Here is a 13570-nt window from a genome sequence, read left to right as displayed (position 1 = left end):
GCCCATGACGTCCACGGTGCCCAATGCCGTCCAGCACACCGACGCGCAGCCGCCGATCACCATGTTCGGGCCGGACTTCCCCTACGCCTACGACGACTTCCTCGCCCACCCCGCCGGCATCGGGCAGATACCCGCAACCGAACACGGATCCGAGGTCGCCGTCATCGGCGGCGGGCTCTCCGGGATCATCGCCGCGTACGAACTCATGAAGATGGGCCTGAAGCCCGTCGTCTACGAGGCCGACCGCATCGGCGGCCGGCTGCGCACCGTCGGCTTCGAGGGCTGCGACCCCACGCTGACCGCGGAGATGGGCGCCATGCGCTTCCCGCCCTCGTCCACGGCGCTGCAGCACTACATCGACCTGGTGGGGCTGGAGACCAGGCCGTTCCCGAACCCGCTCTCCGCCGCCACCCCGTCGACCGTCGTCGACCTCAAGGGAGAATCCCACTACGCGACGTCCATCGACGACCTGCCCCAGGTCTACCGCGATGTCATGAACGCCTGGAACGCCTGTCTGGAGGAGGGCGCCGACTTCGCCGACATGAACCGTGCGATGCGCGAGCGTGACGTCCCCCGCATCAGGGAGATCTGGGCGGAGCTCGTCGAGAAACTCGACAACCAGACCTTCTACGGATTCCTCTGCGCCTCCGAGTCCTTCAAGTCGTTCCGGCACCGCGAGATCTTCGGCCAGGTCGGCTTCGGCACCGGCGGCTGGGACACCGACTTCCCCAACTCCATCCTGGAGATCCTCCGGGTCGTCTACACCGAGGCCGACGACCACCACCGCGGCATCGTCGGCGGCAGCCAGCAGCTGCCGCTACGCCTGTGGGACCGCGAACCGCAGAAGATCGTGCACTGGCCGCTCGGCACATCCCTCGCCTCGCTGCACGACGGGGAGCCCCGCCCCGCCGTGACCCGGCTCGACCGCACGGCGGGGAACCGCATCACGGTCACCGACGCCACCGGGGACATCCGCACCTACCGCGCCGCGGTCTTCACCGGGCAGTCCTGGCTGCTGCTCTCCAAGATCGCCTGCGACGACGCACTCTTCCCGATCGACCACTGGACGGCGATGGAGCGCACCCACTACATGGAGTCGTCCAAGCTGTTCGTCCCCGTCGACCGGCCGTTCTGGCTGGACAAGGACGAGGTGACCGGCCGGGACACCATGTCGATGACGCTCACGGACCGGATGACCCGGGGCACGTACCTCCTGGACGAGGGTCCTGACCGGCCCGCGGTCATCTGCCTGTCCTACACCTGGTGCGACGACAGCCTGAAGTGGCTGCCGCTCTCACCCAACGAGCGCATGGACGTCATGCTCAAGTCGCTCGGCGAGATCTATCCCGGCGTCGACATCCGCAAGCACGTCATCGGCAATCCGGTCACCGTCTCCTGGGAGAACGAGCCCTACTTCATGGGGGCGTTCAAGGCCAATCTGCCCGGGCACTACCGCTACCAGCGACGCCTGTTCACCCACTTCATGCAGGACCGCCTTCCCGCCGACAAGCGGGGCCTGTTCCTCGCCGGCGACGACATCTCGTGGACGGCGGGCTGGGCCGAGGGCGCGGTGCAGACCGCGCTCAACGCCGTGTGGGGCGTGATGAGCCAGTTCGGTGGCAGCACCGATCCGACCAACCCCGGTCCCGGTGACGTCTTCGACGAGATCGCCCCGGTCGAACTGCCGGAGGACTGAGCAGTGGCCGGCGCGGACTGCCGGAGGGACCGAGCCGTGGGCCGGCGCCGGCCCACGGGGCGCGGGGGACCGCCGTTCCCGGGGTTCCGGGGCCGCCGTCGTCCCGTGCCCCCACCCCCCGGGCCGGCGAAACGTATCAGCGGCACGGGGTGAGCAGAAAGCGCCCCACCAGGCCGATCCCCGCATCCATCCGGGTGCGGTACTCCTCGGCCAGCGGCGGCACCCCGCGCAGCCGCCACAGCAGCCGCGCCGCCGACCACGACGCCTCACGAGCCCGCTCCAGGCTCCAGGTGCTCGCCAGATGGGTGAGCGGATCGGTGATCTCCAGCAGGTCGGGACCCGGCATCAGATCATCGCGGATCCGCTCCTCCAGCATCGCGAGGAGGTCGCCCACCCGGTCGAACTCCTCCTCCAGGTCCGCCGGAGCGCAGCCGAGCGTGCGGCAGGTGTCCACCACCGCCAGGGCGAGATCGTGGCCGATGTGCGCATTGATACCGGCGAGCGCGAACTGCAGTGGACGTACGCCGGGATGGTGCCGGAACTGGAACAGCGGCCGCCAGCAGTCCGGTGCCCGCCCGCCCGAAGCGTGCGTGTCGACCGCCGCCAGGTAGTGCTCGGCGAACCGCACGTCCAGCGCGGACACGGTCTCCCGGTCCGGTAACGCACCGTCCGGGATCCGCCCGCCGACCGCCTCCGTGACCGTCAGATAGACCTGGTTGAAGACCGCGACCCCGTCGCCGGTCGGCCAGGCGGAGCGGAACGTACGCATCCGCTCGATCACCGCGCCGACGCCGGTCACCCTGCCGGCCGGACCGGCCGGATCTGCGAACTGCTCGATCTGGGACATGCGGGCAGGTTCCCAGCCCTGGGCTCGCCGCGGAGCCGCCGGGCCGGAGCGTTCATCGGAACGGGCGAACACCGGGCGCCGGGGGAGGTGAAGCACCGTGCTGGGCGTACGCGCACGAGGCAGGACGGAACACCGGCGACGCGTACCTCTGGGTGGAACCGCCGGGGGAGTCCGACGGCTGCACGGGTGCGGCCGGCTCGTTCAGCCCGGACAGCGCCTACGCCCCGGCCGCCGGACGGGGAACGTCCGGGGTCAGGCCTTCCCGGTCGGCGTCTCGTCGTCGTACGCCGAGGTGCCCGAGTCCAGGAGGGGCTCCTGGGTCTTGAGGTGCGCCGGGGCGAACGCCCGCAGCGCGTGGTAGCCGGTGATCACCACGAGGGTGCCGAGCGCGATACCGCTCAGCTCGAAGTTGTCGGTGATCTTCAGGCTGACCCCGCCGACGCCGATGATGATGCCCGCGGCGGCCGGTACGAGGTTGAGCGGGTTGCGCAGGTCGACCTTCGCGTTCAGCCAGATCTGGGCGCCCAGCAGGCCGATCATGCCGTACAGGATGACCGTGATGCCGCCGAGGACACCGCCCGGGATCGCCGCGACGACCGCGCCGAACTTGGGGCAGAGGCCGAAGAGCAGTGCGAAGCAGGAGGCGGCCCAGTACGCGGCGGTGGAGTAGACCCTGGTCGCCGCCATCACGCCGATGTTCTCGGAGTACGTGGTGTTGGGCGGCCCGCCCACGGCCGTGGACAGCATGGACGCTGCGCCGTCGGCCGCGATGGCGGTGCCCAGCTTGTCGTCGAGCGAGTCCCCGGTCATCTCGCCCACGGCCTTCACGTGCCCCGCGTTCTCGGCGATCAGGGCGATCACGACGGGGAGCGCGACCAGGATCGCCGACCACTCGAAGGCCGGGGCATGGAAGGACGGCAGCCCGATCCAGTCGGCGTCCGCCACGGCGGACAGGTCCAGCCGCCAGTGGTCGACGGCCTCTGCTCCGCCGGCCGGGGAGTGGATCTTCCCGAGGACCAGGTCGAGCACCCAGGACAGGACGTATCCGAAGACCAGCCCGAGGAAGATCGCGATCCGGGAGAAGAAGCCCCGCAGGCAGACCACGGCCAGCCCGGTGAACAGCATCACCAGCAGGGCCGTCCACTGGTCCTGCGGCCAGTACGTCGACGCGGTGACCGGCGCCAGGTTGAAGCCGATCAGCATGACGACGGCTCCGGTGACCACGGGAGGCATCGCCGCGTGGATGATCCGCGCACCGAACCGCTGCACGAGGAGGCCCACGAGGAACAGCACGGCACCGACCACCAGCACCGCGCCGGTGATGGTGGCACTGCTCCCGCCACTGGCCCGGATCGTGGCGGCCACCCCCACGAAGGAGAGCGAGCACCCGAGATAGCTGGGCACCCGGCCGCGCGTCGCCAGCAGGAAGATGGCGGTCGCGACGCCGGACATCATGATCGCGAGATTCGGGTCCAGGCCCATCAGCACCGGAGCGACGAACGAGGCACCGAACATCGCCACCACGTGCTGGGCGCCGAGCCCGAAGGTACGGGGCCAGGAGAGCCGTTCGTCGGGGCGCACGACAGCCCCCGGTGCGGGGGTCTTCCCGTCGCCGTGCAAGGTCCAGCGCACGCCGAGGCCGCCCATGGTCGCTCCCTGTTCTGTGTGCGGTGTGCACCGCGGAGGTGGTCGGCAGGGGCATCCCATGTGTCCACCCGCGTGTCCACCCGCGGAAAAAGATCAGCGCCATGTTAGTGCCGCACGGCGGTGGCCTCGCGTGCGGCCCCACGACGGTCCGCCGCAGGGCCGCGATCCCGGGCGGCCGTCAGCCTCCGGTGGGGCTGCCGGTCGGGGCCGGCGCGGGCACGCCCCCCGCCGCGACCTTGCGGTCGCTCGCCCGCAGCACCCCGGCGCCCAGGACCAGTCCGAACGCCAGCACCGTCACCAGACCGAACGACGCGAGCAGTGAGGTCGCCTCGGCGAGGGAGCCGACGGCGGACGGGGCGATGAGCCCGGAGGTGTACGTGATGGTGGCGACGCCCGCGATGGCCCGGCTCGGGTTGTCCCCGCTGCGCCCGGCCGCGGCGAACGCCAGCGGTACGACGACCGCGACGCCCAGCCCGAGCAGCCCGAAGCCGCAGAGTGCCGCCGCCGGCCCGGGGGCCAGGACCACCAGCAGCCCGCCGACGGTGGCCAGGAGACCGCTGACCCGTACGGTCCGCACCGCGCCGAAGCGGTCGACGACCCGGTCGCCGGCGATCCGGGCGATGGCCATCATCAGGGCGAACGCCGTGGTGGACGCCGCGGCGAGCCCGGCGGAACTGCCCATGATGTCCCTGAGGTAGACCGCCGACCAGTCCATGCTGGCCCCCTCGGCGAACACCGCGCAGAAGCCCACCGCGCCGATGACCAGCGCCGACCTGGGGGGCAGGGTGAAGCGCGGCGGCGGCTCCTCGTCCGGCTCGCTGCGCAGGTCCAGCACGTTCCGGCAGGCGGCCAGGGCCAGCGCGGTGAGGACCAGTGCGGCGATCGTGTGGTGCAGCCGCGCGTCGGTGCCCAGGTGGGCCGCGACCGTGCCGGCCGCCGAACCGAGCAGGGCGCCCACGCTCCACATGCCGTGCAGCCCGGACATGATCGACTTGTCGAGCCGGTTCTCGACCTCGACGCCCAGTGCGTTCATCGCCACGTCCGACATCCCGGCGGTCGCCCCGTACACGAAGAGCGCCGCGCAGAGCGTCACCAGGTTCGGGGCCAGCGCGGGCAGGATCAGCGCCAGCGTCCACAGGGCGAGCAGACCGCGCAGGGCCGTACGGGCGCCGAACCGGTGGCTGACCCGGCCGGCCAGCGGCATGGTCAGCGAGGCGCCGATGGCGGGGAAGGCGAGGGCGAGACCGAGCTGGCCGGCGCTCACCGAGGCATGGTCCTGGATCCAGGGGACCCGGGTCGCGAAGCTTCCTGTGACCGCGCCGTGCACGGCGAAGACCGCGGCGACGGCGTAGCGCGCCCGTCGGACCTGTTCTGTGCCGAAGCCCGTGACCTCGGGTTTCGTCGTCATATGCCGTGCCCTCCCCTGGAAGTGACGGTTCACCGGTGCCTCCGGCGTCCGTGTTCGCGATGCGCGCCGTAAACTATCAGGAACCCTGCCTGATAAATAGCGCATGAAGGCGGTTCCGCAGTGATCTGGAAGGATCCCGGCATGCCCGCATCCCCGAGCACCGCCCGGGCCATCAACGACCGGCTCGCCCTGCGACTGCTCCAGCAGGACGGCCCGCTGACGGCCACGCAGCTGAAGACCCGGACCGGGCTGTCCCGCCCCACGGTCGCCGACCTGGTGGACCGGCTCCAGGAGGCCGGGCTGGTCCGGGTCGTCGGCGAGAGCGGTTCGGACCGGCGGGGCCCCAACGCCCGGCTCTACGGGATCGTCGCCGACCGGGCGCACCTGGCCGCCCTCGACGTACGTACCGACAGCGTCGGCGTGGTCGTCGCCGACCTGCTCGGCGTCACGCTCGCCGAGGCCACCCTGCCCATCGGCGGTGGCACCGGGACGCAGTCGGCCGTCGAGGCGGCCGTCGCGCTCCTGGAACGCACCGCCCGCAGTGCGGGCACGGCCCCGCTGCACAGCGTCGGCATCGGTGCCCCCGGCCTGATCGACCCCGTGTCCGGCGAGCTCCGTGACACCACCGGGCTCCCGGCCTGGCACCGCGGGTTGGTGAAGGAGCTCCAGCAGCGGCTGCCCGCGACCGTGCTCGTGGAGAACGAGACCAACCTCGCCGCCGTCGCCGAGCACCGCGCCGGCGCCGCCCCGGACCGCGACACCTTCGTGCTGCTCTGGCTCGGCCACGGCGTCGGCGCCGCCGTGATGCTGGACGGGAAGCTGCGCCGCGGAGCCTCGGGAGGGGCGGGCGAGATCGGCTTCCTGCCGGTGCCCGGAACCGCAGGGGTGCCCTCAGCGCTCAACTGCGAGGGCGGATTCCACTCGCTGGTGGGCTCCGTCGCCGTGTGCGACCTGGCCGCCGACCACGGCATCAAGGTCCGCGTGCCCCCGGGGGAGGCGGCTGAGCAGGACCCCGCCGCCGCTTTCGCCGTCCGGGCCGCGCTCGCCGACGGAGGGCCCGACGCGGAGGCGTTCCTGTCGGCCCTCGCCGACCGCCTCGCGCTCGGCGCCGCCTCCGTCGTGGCAGTGCTCGACCCCGGCTGCCTCGTCCTGGCGGGCGAGGTCGGCCGCGCCGGCGGCGACGCGCTCGCCGCCCGGGTCGAGGAGCGGCTCGCCCGCATGTCGCCGCTGCGCACGGAGGTCAGGGCCGGGACCCTGGGCGGCGGCGCGGTCCTGCGCGGCGCGCTGCTGGCTGCCCGTGAGGCCGCACAGGACGTGCTGTTCGCACCGGGCGGATCATCCCGGGACCGGGCGGAAGGCGGCAGGTCCCCGGCGTGACGGGCGGGCGCGGGGTGACCGCGGTGACCGCCGCGCCGGAGGCTCGGCGGCTGTGCGTGCGAACCGGTCGGCCATCCGTGCGCGGGAACCGGCCGTGCGACCCGGTCTGTGAGCGGTGTTACAGAAGTACCTCGTTCGGCCCACGCCCTGTCGTGGCACAATGTGTGCTGTACCAGTAGCAGCGCACTCCGGGGTCGGTGTAATTCCGAACCGGCGGTTATAGTCCGCGACCCGTCCGCATCCAGCGGCCGGTTGACCAGGTGGGATTCCTGGACCGACGGTTAAAGTCCGGATGGGAGGCAGTGCGCGGCGGGCCGTCACAGGTACGCCGCCGTCGGCGGATGCGTTCCGGGATCTCCCGGGACGGCTGCATCCGTGTCCTCGGTCGCGGCGTTCCCTGTTGCGTTCCGCTTCATCTGTCGTCATCGACAGGCCCCGGAGTCCGTGCCCGAAGAGGCAGGAGGACCCGGTGGCCACCGCAGCCGACATGGACGCCATGCGGCGGGCGATCACGCTCGCAGCCCGCGGACTCGGCTCCACCAGCCCCAATCCGGTCGTCGGATGCGTCATCCTCGACGCCACCGGACAGCAGGCCGGTGAGGGCTTCCACCAGCGCGTCGGAGGGCCGCACGCGGAGATCCACGCCCTGCGCGCGGCCGGCCACCGGGCCCGTGGCGGTACCGCCTACGTCACCCTCGAACCCTGTAACCACACGGGACGCACCGGCCCCTGCGCCCAGGCACTCCTGGCCGCCGGCGTCCGCCGGGTGGTGTACGCCGTGGGCGACCCGAACCCGCAGGCCACCGGTGGTGCGGACACCCTGCGAGCCGGGGGCGTCCAGGTGGAGCGGGGCCTCCTCGCCGACGAGGCCGAGACGGGTAACACCGCCTGGCTCACCTCGGTACGGCTCGGGCGCCCGCACGTCCTGTGGAAGTACGCGGCCACCCTCGACGGCCGCATCGCAGCCGCCGACGCCACCAGCCGCTGGATCACCTCGCCCGAGTCCCGTGCCGACGTCCACCGGCTGCGGGCCGAGGCCGACGCCGTCGTCGTCGGTTCGGGAACCGTCCGCGCGGACGACCCCCAGCTGGGCGTACGCGGCATCGACGGCGCCACCCAGCCGCTCCGGGTGGTCGTCGACACCGGCGCCACCGCCGTCCGCCCCGGAGCCAGGGTCCTCGACGGCACGGCGCCCACCCTGATCGCGGTCGCCGACGACGCCGACAGCGCACACCTCCCCGAGGACACCGTGCTGCGCCTGCCACGCGCCGCCGCCGGCCCCGGTCTGGACATCCCGGCTCTGCTCGCCGCCCTGCACGAGCGGGGCATCCGCTCCGTACTCCTCGAAGGCGGTCCGGTCCTGGCCGGCTCCTTCGTCGCCGCGGGAGCGGTCGACACCGTCGTCGGCTATCTCGCCCCGGTCCTCCTCGGCGCGGGCCCGGCGGCCCTCGCCGACGCCGGAATCTCCACCATCTCCCAGGCGTTGCGCCTCGACGTGACCGGGACCGTCCGTATCGGCCCCGATCTGCGCATCACCGCCGTCCCCGTCCCTGCTCGGAAGGGAAACTGAGTGTTCACCGGAATTGTCGAAGAACTGGGTGAGGTCACGGCCGTCGAGAAGCTCGACGACGCCTCCCGCTTCCGACTGCGTGGCCCCGTGGTCACCGAAGGCGCCAAGCACGGCGATTCCATCGCCGTCAACGGCGTCTGCCTCACCGTCGTGGACCTCGGCGAACACGAGTTCACCGCCGACGTGATGGCGGAGACGCTCAACCGCTCCAGCCTCGGCGCGCTGGCGGCCGGCTCCCGGGTCAACCTGGAACGCCCCATGGCCCTCGGCGGCCGGCTCGGCGGGCACATCGTCCAGGGCCACGTCGACGGCACGGGCCGCGTCATCGAGCGCACGGTCTCCGAGCACTGGGAGATCGTGAAGATCTCCCTGCCCGCCGAACTGACCCGCTACGTGGTGGAGAAGGGCTCGATCACGGTCGACGGCGTGAGCCTGACCGTCGTCGACGCGGGCACCGACCACTTCACCATCAGCCTCATCCCGACCACCCTCGCGCTGACCACGCTCGGCATCAAGGGGCCCGGCGACCCGGTCAACCTCGAAGTGGACGTCATCGCGAAGTACGTCGAGCGGCTGCTCGGCGGCACGGCGGCGGCGCAGGATCCCGGGGAGCCGGTCGCATGAACGCCCTGGACTGGCTGAATTCGGAGGCGTTCACCGCCTTCGGGCAGCACATCATCTGGTCGGACATGATCGGCAACACGATCGGCCTGGTCGCCCTGGCCCTCGGCTGGCTCCGCTCGGTCTGGACCTGGCCCGCCCAACTCCTGTCCGGCGTCGTCCTGATCGCGGCGAACGTCTCCGTGCAGCAGGCGGGCAGCGTCGGGAAGCAGGTGATCGTCGTCGCCGTCGCCGTCTGGGGCTGGCAGCAGTGGACCCGCGGCAGGCAGCAGGCCCAGGACGGTTCCATCGCCGTGCGCTTCGCCACCTGGCGCGAGCGCGGGTACCTGCTGGGCGGCGCCGTCGCCGGAACCCTCGCGGTCGGCGGGCTCTTCACCGCCTTCCCCTCGCTCTCCTGGAGCCCGTGGGCGGACGCGTACATCTTCGCCGGCACGCTCGTCGCCATGCTGGCCCAGGCCCGCGGCATGGTCGAGTTCTGGTTCGCGTGGCTGCTCGTCGACCTCGTCGGCGTGCCGCTGAACTTCCACAGCGGACTCGCCTTCTCCGGTCTCATCTACGTCGTCTACGGCGCCCTCGTCCTGTGGGGCATGCGCGACTGGTGGCTGCGTACGCGGACACCCGCTCTGGAAGGAGCCACGGCATGACTGCCCAGCCCACCTGGCTGCACGACCGCCCCCTCGAAGACCTCTCGCTCGACCCGGTGGCACAGGCGATCCGCGACATCGCCGCCGGACGGCCCGTCGTGGTCGTCGACGACGAGGACCGGGAGAACGAGGGCGACCTCGTCATCGCCGCCGAGAAGGCGACCCCCGAGATCGTCGCCTTCATGATGAGCGAGTGCCGCGGTCTGATCTGCGCGCCCATGGAGAACGACGAGCTGGAACGCCTCGAACTCCCGCAGATGGTCACCCACAACACCGAGTCGATGCAGACGGCCTTCACCGTGTCCGTGGACGCCTCCGCCGAGCACGGGGTGACCACCGGGATCTCCGCCGCCGACCGTGCCACCACGCTCCGGATGCTGGCGGGCGGCCGGGCGGGCCCCGGTGACTTCGTCCGGCCCGGACACGTCTTCCCGCTCCGCGCCCGGTCCGGCGGAGTCCTCGTCCGCAACGGCCACACCGAGGCCGCCGTCGACCTGGCCCGGCTCGCCGGACTGCGCCCCGCCGGCGCGATCGTCGAGATCGCCGGCGAGGACGGGGTGATGCTCCGGCTGCCCGAACTCGTGCCGTTCGCCCGCAAGCACGGCCTGACGATCATCTCCATCGAGGACCTGATCGCCTACCGCCGCAGCTCCGAGCCGACCGTCCGCCGCGAGGCCGAGGTCCGGCTGCCCACCTCCTTCGGCGCCTTCACCGCGTACGGCTACCGCTCCACCGTCGACGGCGTCGAGCACGTCGCACTCGTCCACGGCGACATCGGCGACGGCGAGGACGTCCTCGTCCGCGTCCACTCCGAGTGCCTGACCGGCGACATCTTCCAGTCCCAGCGCTGCGACTGCGGCCCCCAGCTGCACGCCTCCATGGAACGCATCACCGACGAGGGCCGCGGTGTCGTCGTCTACCTGCGCGGCCACGAGGGCCGCGGCATCGGACTGCTGTCCAAGCTGCGCGCGTACGAACTCCAGGAGCGCGGTGTCGACACCCTCGACGCCAACCTCGAACTGGGCCTGCCCGCCGACGCACGGGACTACGCGGCGGGCGCACAGATCCTCCAGGACCTCGGCGTGCGCAGTGTGCGTCTCATGACCAACAACCCGGACAAGACCGCCGCGCTCGTACGGCACGGGCTCGGGATCACCGGACGCGAACCCATGCCCGTACAGGCCGGTGAGCACAACCTGCGGTACCTGCGCACCAAGCGGGACCGCATGGGGCACGACCTGCCCTGGCTCGACGCCACCGCCGCGTCGACCTGCGTCAACCAGTGAGCACCGCGGGCGGGCCCGCACGGCCGCCCGCGGCAACCGGAACGAACCCACGAACGGTAGGAGAGACATGAGCGGCAAGGGCGCACCCGAGCTGTCCGTAAGCAACTGCGGTGACCTGCGGGTGGCGGTGATCGCGGCCCAGTGGCACGAGAAGGTCATGGACGGGCTCGTCGACGGTGCCCTGCGCGCCCTGCACGACCTCGGCATCGACGAGCCGACGCTCCTCCGGGTCCCCGGCAGTTTCGAGCTCCCGGTGGTCGCCAAGGTCCTCGCCGGACGCGGCTACGACGCGATCGTCGCGCTCGGAGTGATCATCCGTGGCGGGACCCCCCACTTCGAGTACGTGTCCCAGGGCGTCACCAACGGACTCACCCAGGTCACCGTCGACACCGGAGTGCCCGTCGGCTTCGGCGTCCTCACCTGCGACACCGAGGAGCAGGCACTGGACCGGGCCGGACTCGAGGGTTCCAACGAGGACAAGGGGCACGAAGCGGTCACCGCGGCCGTCGCCACCGCGGCCACGCTGCGCACCGTCAGCGAACCCTGGCGCTGAGCGGGGGTCCGGGACCCCGTATTCTAAGGACCATCATGGCGAACAAAACCTTCGAAGAGCTCTTCGCCGAGCTGCAGCTCAAGGCCGCCAACGGCGACCCCTCCACCTCCCGCACCGCCGAGCTGGTGGACAAGGGCGTGCATGCCATCGGCAAGAAGGTCGTCGAGGAGGCCGCCGAGGTCTGGATGGCCGCCGAGTACGAGGGCAAGGAAGCCGCCGCCGAGGAGATCTCGCAGCTGCTGTACCACGTCCAGGTGATGATGGTCGCCCGCGGGATCTCGCTCGACGACGTCTACGCCCACCTCTGAGCACACCCCCGCACGTTCCCGGAACCCCCTCCGCACAAAGGAAACCCGACCTCATGCTGCGCATCGCCGTCCCCAACAAGGGTGCAATCTCCGGGCCTGCGATGGCGATGCTCCATGAGGCGGGCTACCGGCAGCGCAAGGAGTCCAAGGAGCTCGTCCTCGTCGACCCGACGAACGAGGTGGAGTTCTTCTACCTGCGGCCGCGCGACATCGCGATCTACGTCAGCTCGGGCCGCCTGGACATCGGCATCACCGGCCGCGACCTGCTGCTGGACTCCGGCGCCGAGGCCGAGGAGATCCTCCAGCTCGGCTTCGCCCGCTCCACCTTCCGCTACGCCACCAAGCCGGGCACGGCCGGCGGCCCGCAGGACTTCGGCGGCATGACGATCGCCACCTCCTACGAGGGCATCGTCGCCAGGCACCTCGCCGACATCGGCGTCGACGCCTCCGTCGTCCACCTCGACGGTGCCGTCGAGACCGCCATCGAGCTCGGCGTCGCCGAGGTCATCGCGGATGTGGTCGAGACCGGCACCAGCATGCGCAACGCCGGCCTCGAAGTCGTCGGCGAGCCGATCATGACGTCGGAAGCCGTCGTGATCCGCCGCAAGGGCGCCCCGGACGACGAGCCCAAGGTGCAGCAGTTCCTGCGCCGTCTGCAGGGCGTCCTGGTGGCCCGCAGCTACGTGATGATGGACTACGACTGCCGCGTCGAGCACCTGGAGCGCGCCGTGGCCCTCACCCCGGGCCTCGAGTCCCCGACCATCTCCCCGCTGCACCACGAGGGCTGGGTCGCCGTGCGCTCCATGGTCGCTTCCAAGGAAGCCCAGCGGATCATGGACGACCTGTACGAGCTCGGGGCGCGCGCCATCCTCACGACGGCCATCCACGCCTGCCGCCTCTGACACCGGATCCCGAGACCCCCGCAGCAGAGAACGCCCAAGGACAAGGACGACAGCGCGACATGTCCGCCCCCACGCCCCGTCCCACCGGCCTCCCCGCCCTGCCGGCCACCTTCCGGCCCACCCGCAGCCGGGTGGTCCTGCTGGCCGTGGGAGCGATGATGTTCGTGGTGATCACCGCGATCGCCATGATCCTGGAGCACCTGAGCCCGGGGGAGCGGACCAGCTTCGTCTTCGTCGCGCTGCTCTTCTTCGGTGTCCTCGCCCTGCTCAGCAGGCCCAGGGTCGTCGCCGACGCGACCGGGATCACCGTGGTCAACATCACCCGCACCCGGCGGCTGGCCTGGGCGGAGATCGTGCGCGTCAACCTGCGGGCCGGTGACCCGTGGGTCTTTCTCGACCTCAGCGACGGCACCAGCCACCCCGCCCTCGGCATCCAGCCCGGAATCGCCAGGGAACAGGCCATTCGTGACGCCCGTACGCTCCGCGCACTCGTCGAATTCCACGGCAGTGGAGTGGACGAGGCCGCGGAGAACGGCTGAGCCCCCTGCCCCGCAGCGACCCGTCTTGATTACTCTGTAGGGCGGAGGCGCCACGCGCGCCCCGCTCCGCACGAGAGGGCCACCAGGCCCGCGGGGCATTCCTGCGACCCAAGGAGTGACTCCCTCCAGCAATGGACGGATCGTCCGGTAGTACCTGCGCCGCCCCCTCCCC

The 13570-nt window shown here is 71.6% G+C and carries 13 protein-coding genes and 1 riboswitch; of the genes, 10 read left to right on the top strand and 3 right to left on the bottom strand.

What is annotated here, in order from left to right; all coding sequences use genetic code 11:
• Positions 1-4: 4 nt before the first annotated feature.
• Positions 5-1696 carry a flavin monoamine oxidase family protein gene (locus OG927_RS04870; protein ID WP_124282942.1) on the top strand — a complete coding sequence of 564 codons (1692 nt, stop codon included), beginning with the start codon at positions 5-7 and terminating at the stop codon, positions 1694-1696.
• A gap of 136 nt (positions 1697-1832) precedes the next feature.
• Here OG927_RS04870 and OG927_RS04865 read toward each other — a convergent pair whose 3' ends face one another.
• The 3 genes from OG927_RS04865 to OG927_RS04855 form a co-directional block, all read right to left on the bottom strand.
• A complete protein-coding gene (locus OG927_RS04865; protein ID WP_330319768.1) occupies positions 1833-2543 on the bottom strand; it encodes a DUF5995 family protein in 711 nt (236 codons plus the stop codon).
• A gap of 252 nt (positions 2544-2795) precedes the next feature.
• The gene (locus tag OG927_RS04860) at positions 2796-4190 is read right to left on the bottom strand and encodes a uracil-xanthine permease family protein (protein ID WP_056787149.1); all 1395 of its coding nucleotides are present in this window, start codon (positions 4188-4190) and stop codon (positions 2796-2798) included.
• 178 nt (positions 4191-4368) lie between these two features.
• The gene (locus tag OG927_RS04855; protein ID WP_056787154.1) at positions 4369-5598 is read right to left on the bottom strand and encodes an MFS transporter; all 1230 of its coding nucleotides are present in this window, start codon (positions 5596-5598) and stop codon (positions 4369-4371) included.
• 141 nt (positions 5599-5739) lie between these two features.
• Between OG927_RS04855 and OG927_RS04850 the strand changes: the two genes are divergently transcribed.
• The 9 genes from OG927_RS04850 (at position 5740) to OG927_RS04810 (ending at position 13398) form a co-directional block, all read left to right on the top strand.
• Positions 5740-6975: an ROK family transcriptional regulator gene (locus tag OG927_RS04850; protein ID WP_330319767.1), complete on the top strand. Its 1236-nt coding sequence runs from the start codon at positions 5740-5742 to the stop codon at positions 6973-6975.
• A 179-nt stretch (positions 6976-7154) separates the two neighbouring features.
• Positions 7155-7285, top strand: a riboswitch (FMN riboswitch).
• Positions 7286-7444: 159 nt separating this feature from the next.
• A complete protein-coding gene (ribD, locus tag OG927_RS04845; RefSeq protein WP_330319766.1) occupies positions 7445-8545 on the top strand; it encodes a bifunctional diaminohydroxyphosphoribosylaminopyrimidine deaminase/5-amino-6-(5-phosphoribosylamino)uracil reductase RibD in 1101 nt (366 codons plus the stop codon).
• A complete protein-coding gene (locus OG927_RS04840) occupies positions 8546-9169 on the top strand; it encodes a riboflavin synthase (protein ID WP_056787161.1) in 624 nt (207 codons plus the stop codon).
• On the top strand, positions 9166-9810 hold the full coding sequence (locus tag OG927_RS04835; protein WP_124282945.1) for a nicotinamide mononucleotide transporter family protein: 645 nt from the start codon (positions 9166-9168) through the stop codon (positions 9808-9810). The genes OG927_RS04840 and OG927_RS04835 overlap by 4 nt, the downstream gene beginning before the upstream one ends.
• On the top strand, positions 9807-11096 hold the full coding sequence (locus OG927_RS04830; RefSeq protein ID WP_056787167.1) for a bifunctional 3,4-dihydroxy-2-butanone-4-phosphate synthase/GTP cyclohydrolase II: 1290 nt from the start codon (positions 9807-9809) through the stop codon (positions 11094-11096). The genes OG927_RS04835 and OG927_RS04830 overlap by 4 nt, the downstream gene beginning before the upstream one ends.
• A gap of 67 nt (positions 11097-11163) precedes the next feature.
• Positions 11164-11649, top strand: coding sequence for a 6,7-dimethyl-8-ribityllumazine synthase (ribH, locus tag OG927_RS04825; RefSeq protein ID WP_056787172.1), 486 nt, complete (start codon positions 11164-11166; stop codon positions 11647-11649).
• A gap of 35 nt (positions 11650-11684) precedes the next feature.
• Positions 11685-11957, top strand: a complete 273-nt coding sequence (locus OG927_RS04820) for a phosphoribosyl-ATP diphosphatase (protein WP_056787177.1) — start codon at positions 11685-11687, stop codon at positions 11955-11957.
• Between the two features lie 53 nt (positions 11958-12010).
• Positions 12011-12859 carry an ATP phosphoribosyltransferase gene (gene hisG / locus OG927_RS04815; RefSeq protein ID WP_056787181.1) on the top strand — a complete coding sequence of 283 codons (849 nt, stop codon included), beginning with the start codon at positions 12011-12013 and terminating at the stop codon, positions 12857-12859.
• A 59-nt stretch (positions 12860-12918) separates the two neighbouring features.
• On the top strand, positions 12919-13398 hold the full coding sequence (locus tag OG927_RS04810) for a PH domain-containing protein (protein ID WP_124282946.1): 480 nt from the start codon (positions 12919-12921) through the stop codon (positions 13396-13398).
• Positions 13399-13570 lie beyond the last annotated feature (172 nt).

This window comes from Streptomyces clavifer (assembly GCF_036345975.1).
Lineage (GTDB): Bacteria > Actinomycetota > Actinomycetes > Streptomycetales > Streptomycetaceae > Streptomyces > Streptomyces clavifer.
The sequence above is the reverse complement of the archived record's forward strand: the minus strand, read 5'-3'. Positions and strand labels throughout refer to the sequence as shown.

Coding starts and splice junctions, on each gene's coding strand:
- OG927_RS04850 (WP_330319767.1), top strand. CDS start 5,740: ATGCCCGCATCCCCGAGCACCGCCCGGGCCATCAACGACCGGCTCGCC.
- ribH (WP_056787172.1), top strand. CDS start 11,164: ATGAGCGGCAAGGGCGCACCCGAGCTGTCCGTAAGCAACTGCGGTGAC.
- OG927_RS04820 (WP_056787177.1), top strand. CDS start 11,685: ATGGCGAACAAAACCTTCGAAGAGCTCTTCGCCGAGCTGCAGCTCAAG.
- OG927_RS04830 (WP_056787167.1), top strand. CDS start 9,807: ATGACTGCCCAGCCCACCTGGCTGCACGACCGCCCCCTCGAAGACCTC.
- OG927_RS04860 (WP_056787149.1), bottom strand. CDS start 4,190: ATGGGCGGCCTCGGCGTGCGCTGGACCTTGCACGGCGACGGGAAGACC.
- OG927_RS04810 (WP_124282946.1), top strand. CDS start 12,919: ATGTCCGCCCCCACGCCCCGTCCCACCGGCCTCCCCGCCCTGCCGGCC.
- OG927_RS04835 (WP_124282945.1), top strand. CDS start 9,166: ATGAACGCCCTGGACTGGCTGAATTCGGAGGCGTTCACCGCCTTCGGG.
- OG927_RS04870 (WP_124282942.1), top strand. CDS start 5: ATGACGTCCACGGTGCCCAATGCCGTCCAGCACACCGACGCGCAGCCG.
- OG927_RS04855 (WP_056787154.1), bottom strand. CDS start 5,598: ATGACGACGAAACCCGAGGTCACGGGCTTCGGCACAGAACAGGTCCGA.
- hisG (WP_056787181.1), top strand. CDS start 12,011: ATGCTGCGCATCGCCGTCCCCAACAAGGGTGCAATCTCCGGGCCTGCG.
- OG927_RS04865 (WP_330319768.1), bottom strand. CDS start 2,543: ATGTCCCAGATCGAGCAGTTCGCAGATCCGGCCGGTCCGGCCGGCAGG.